This window comes from Mycobacterium sp., assembly GCF_035499775.1.
Taxonomy (GTDB): domain Bacteria; phylum Actinomycetota; class Actinomycetes; order Mycobacteriales; family Mycobacteriaceae; genus Mycobacterium.
Map to the genome: position 1 here is coordinate 1 of NZ_DATJYB010000296.1, position 4,015 is coordinate 4,015.

Below are 4,015 nucleotides of genomic sequence, written 5' to 3' on the forward strand. Positions count from 1 at the left end.
CCAACCGTGTAAGAGGCCCCGCCGCCGCCGTGCACGTGTATGTCGATAAAGCCAGGTACCACAACGGAATCAGGGAACTCGGCGTCGGCCGGCCGGGGAGGCGGACCGGACCCGCAGGCAGCGATCCGCGGACCGGACGTCTCCAGCCATCCCGGCCGGCAGACCTGCCCGTCGACTACGACGGCAGCCCCAGTGATCACGACCATCGGCCACCGTTTTCCCAGAAGTGGCGGATCTCCTCGAGTTGACGTCCCTTGGTCTCCGGCGCGTACCGGTACACGACGGCGAAGGCGACCACCGCCAGCGCGCCGAACACCGCGAAAACTCCCGCGCCGCCAAGGGAATGCAACATCGTCAGGAACCCTGCGGCGACGATTGTGTTGGTCACCAGGTTGGCGGTCAGCATGGTGCTGGACCCGAGCGAGCGCAGGTGAGCCGGGAACGCCTCGCCCGCATACACCCAGACCAGCGAACCGAATCCCAGGTCGAAGCCGACAACGAACAACAGTACGCCGATGAACCCGAAGACCAGCCCACCACCGCCGAGACCCTGGTTGAACACCACGACGATGACGATGTTGGCGGCGATCATCATGGCGATGCCGCACAACAGGATTGGCCGCCGACCCACCCGGTCGACGAGAAACAGCGCGACACCGACTGCAGCCAAACCGCCGACCTGGACGAGCGCGGGCAGCAACAGCAACGCGAAATCTCCGGTATAGCCCATGGCGTTGAACAGCCTTGGGCTGTAATAGATGATCGCGTTGATCCCGGTGATCTGCATCAGAAAGCCAAGGGCGACCACGAAGACAGTGGCCCGCAAATAGGGCCGTCGCAGCATTTGGCTCACCCCGCCGCCGCTCTCTTCGCTTACCGCGCTGGCGATCTCGGCCAGTTCGGCATCGACCTGGGCCTCCGACGCGCCGGGTGCCACCCGTCGTAACGCGCGCCGGGCGTCGTCGACGCGACCTTTGAACAGATACCACCGTGCGGTGTCGGGCATGCGCAGCAACAACGGCAGCAGCAGCGTGGCCGGGATGGCGGCAATCCCCAGGATCCACCGCCAGCTGTGCGTGCTCGCCAAAAAGTAACCGGACAGGTAGCCGAGGATGACGCCGGTGACCGTTGTCAGCTGATAGGCGGCCGATAGCGATCCGCGCACGGCTGCCGGCGCCGACTCGGCCACGTACACCGGTACGACCACCACCGAAATGCCAATCGTCACGCCGAGCAGCAACCGTGCCGCCAACAGCATCGGCATTGACACCGAGAGCGCGCCCAGCAGCGCGAACACCGCGTAGCCCAAGGTGATCAGGACCATCGACTTCTTTCGCCCGATCGCGTTGGCGAGCACGCCGCCTCCGAGCGCTCCGGCGATCTGGCCGATCACCACCGTCGCCGTCAGCAGCTCTTGCTGCTGTGTGCTCAGGCCGAATTGGTCGGCGATGAACAGCAGTGCGCCCGCGATGCAGGACAGGTCGTACCCGTAGATGACTCCGACGCTGGCCGCGGTGAGCCCAACCAGCAGTCCTCGACGCACGGACCGATCAGGCCTTAACCCGGGTCTTCAGCAACCCGATCACCTTGTCGGGGTCCTCGGGGGTGATGCACGGCCGCACGCGGCGACCGAGGTCGAGAATCAGCAGTGTCGGCTTTTTGCCGCGCTGCGGGTCCAGCGGGAACCAGTAGCGCGGGTCGGAGGCGCCCCATAAGCGGCCCTTGCCGGATGCCCAGCCCATCGGCCGAGCGTCGATGCCCTGGATGTCGCTGTAGGCGATCCGCTTTGGCGTAGCAAAGGGGAAGTAGTAGCGCCTGATGGTGATGCCGTGCTCGTCCAGCATCAGGCCCGCGTCCTCGTAAAGGGCAGTCATCCCGAGAAGTCTAGTGTTGTGGGCCGCGGTTCATCGAGCGTGCGACCATGATCAACCCGAACACGACGAGCGCGCCGATGATGGCCACTCCCACCCGCACCGGCAACGCGTCGCCCGACGACGAGGGGCCCGCGGCCTGCGCGTCGGGGTGGTGCTCGCCGGGCTGCCCGGCGCTCGCCAACGCGGGGTCGGGTTCGATCAGCGTGCCGACCTGGGTGCCCCCCGGGGTGGCGAACCCGTAGTCCAGCAAATGCGCGGCCTGTTCCCATGGCGCGATCGGCTGCCGGGTCCCGTGCATCAGCACCGCCACCAGCCGTCGGCCGTTGCGGTTGGCTGCACCGACGAAGGTCTGGCCGGCGTCGTCGGTGTATCCGGTCTTGCCGCCCAGCGCGCCGGGATAGTTGTAGAGCAGCTTGTTGTCGTTTTCCAGCTGGTAGCCCGGGTGGTCGCCATGGCCGGGGAAGTCGAAGCTCCGGGTCGCGACGATGTCGGCGAAGGTGGGGTTCCGCCAGGCGTAGCGGTAGAACAGGCCGATGTCATAGGCCGAGCTACTCATGCCCGGCCCGTCCAGTCCCGACGGCGTGGCCACCCGGGTGTCCTGGCCGCCCAGCTTGGCGGCGAGCACGTTGATCTTCTCCAGCGCCTGCTGCATGCCGCCGAGCTGCATGGCGAGCGCGTGCGCGGCGTCGTTGCCGGAATGCATCAGCAGCCCGTGCAGGAGCTGGCTGATGGTGTACGTGCCGTCGGCGTCGACGCCGACCTTGGTGCCCTCGGCCTCGGCGTCGTCGGCGGTGCCGGGGACCGACTTGTTCGGGTTGAACGCGTTGATGGACGCCATCGCCACCAGCACCTTGATGATGCTGGCCGGGCGGTGCCGGCCGTGCGGGTCACGGGCAGCGATCACGGCGCCGCTGTCCAGATCCGCCACCAGCCAGGCCTCCGCGGACACGTCGCCCGGCATCGGCCCGGTGTTGGGCGCCGCGACGATGCCACAGCCGCCCAGAGCATCGCCGCCGACCGGTTTCGCCGGCACCGGCAGCGGCAGCGGCGCCTCGCCGGCCTGCGGAACCTCGGACGAGTCCACCGCGGGTGGCGTGGACACCTTGTACGGGCAACCTGCCGGAACGGCGTGGGGTCCGGGGTCGGGTTCGGCGAGCGCCACCGGCAGGCCCAGACCGGCCGGCGCGACGGTCAAGAAAAGCGCGGCGGCCAGGCTGGACGCGCCGCGCGAGAAGGGGCGTAAATAGAGCATCGTTTGGCAGCGTAGGTGATCGGCCGTCGCATTGCAGAATGGCGCGCTGTGGCTGGTGAGACGGAAGTTGCAGATCAGATCGCCTGTGACTCGTCGGTGCGGGCGTCGGCGGCATGATCGCGCTGGACGTTTTTCGCCGGTGCGGACGGTCGTTGACAACCCGATCCGGCTCGATGAGTCGCCGTGACGAAGAGCGGCCGCGACCGCCATGGGGCGGCGCAAGAGCAAATCCCCGGTTGACAGTGTCGAAAAGCTATATGACACTGTCAATTGATGAACCTGCTCACCCTGCCCGAATTCGCCGCCGTCGCCGCCAACGCGGTGAAGGCGTCCGGAGCGGTGCCCGACAACCGCCAGGCCAAGCCGGTCCCGGCCGAGCGCATGGTCCGCTACTACACCGCCCGCGGCCTGCTGCCCCGTCCGGGGACGCGGGGGCGCGCGCTCACCTACGGGCGGACGCACCTGATCCACTTGGTCGCCGTCAAACGGCTGCAAGGCCAGGGGCTTTCGCTCGACGAGATTGCCGACCGCCTGGAGGGGATGACGCAGGCCGAGCTGGAGTCGCTGGCCGCAATCCCGCCCAGCGCCATGCCCGCCGGCCTGGGCGATCCCGAGCCCGCCCCGGCCCCGTCGCGCGCGGCCGGCCGGTTCTGGCAGACCGCGCCGGAGATCGACATGCCACCGGCTCCGGCTGCCGCACCGCCGGCGGTCAGTGACCTGCGGGGCATCCGGCTATCCGACAGTGTCACGTTGCTGATCGACGGCTCCGACTTCCAAGGGCCCCAAAAGGCACTGCCCCCGCTGGAAACCCTGCGCCGCGCCGCCGCGCCGCTGCTCGAACTGCTCGCCAATCATGAAGGGACGCCCAATGAGCACTGAGTTACTTCCT

General features: G+C 68.0%; 4 protein-coding genes and 1 pseudogene. 1 reads left to right on the forward strand and 4 read right to left on the reverse strand.

Features of this window, described 5'->3' with window-relative positions; genetic code table 11:
* The 4 genes and pseudogenes from VML93_RS18915 to VML93_RS18930 all read right to left on the reverse strand — a co-directional run.
* A pseudogene (locus VML93_RS18915) lies at positions 1-206 on the reverse strand (N-acetylglucosamine-6-phosphate deacetylase); the annotation flags it as partial.
* Positions 197-1,543: a sugar porter family MFS transporter gene (locus VML93_RS18920; protein ID WP_325613017.1), complete on the reverse strand. Its 1,347-nt coding sequence runs from the start codon at positions 1,541-1,543 to the stop codon at positions 197-199. The pseudogene VML93_RS18915 and the gene VML93_RS18920, both read right to left, overlap by 10 nt.
* A 7-nt stretch (positions 1,544-1,550) precedes the next feature.
* Entirely contained in the window at positions 1,551-1,874 is a 324-nt protein-coding gene (locus VML93_RS18925) for a hypothetical protein (protein WP_325613019.1), read from the reverse strand.
* Positions 1,875-1,884: 10 nt separating this feature from the next.
* Positions 1,885-3,126 carry a D-alanyl-D-alanine carboxypeptidase family protein gene (locus tag VML93_RS18930; protein WP_325613021.1) on the reverse strand — a complete coding sequence of 414 codons (1,242 nt, stop codon included), beginning with the start codon at positions 3,124-3,126 and terminating at the stop codon, positions 1,885-1,887.
* Between the two features lie 273 nt (positions 3,127-3,399).
* Here VML93_RS18930 and VML93_RS18935 point away from each other — a divergent pair, with 273 nt between their 5' ends.
* The gene (locus tag VML93_RS18935) at positions 3,400-4,005 is read left to right on the forward strand and encodes a MerR family transcriptional regulator (protein WP_325613022.1); all 606 of its coding nucleotides are present in this window, start codon (positions 3,400-3,402) and stop codon (positions 4,003-4,005) included.
* Positions 4,006-4,015: the final 10 nt, after the last annotated feature.

Excerpts from the sequence above, each read along its gene's own strand:
- VML93_RS18930 (WP_325613021.1), bottom strand. The coding sequence starts at position 3,126 with ATGCTCTATTTACGCCCCTTCTCGCGCGGCGCGTCCAGCCTGGCCGCC.
- VML93_RS18925 (WP_325613019.1), bottom strand. The coding sequence starts at position 1,874 with ATGACTGCCCTTTACGAGGACGCGGGCCTGATGCTGGACGAGCACGGC.
- VML93_RS18935 (WP_325613022.1), top strand. The coding sequence starts at position 3,400 with ATGAACCTGCTCACCCTGCCCGAATTCGCCGCCGTCGCCGCCAACGCG.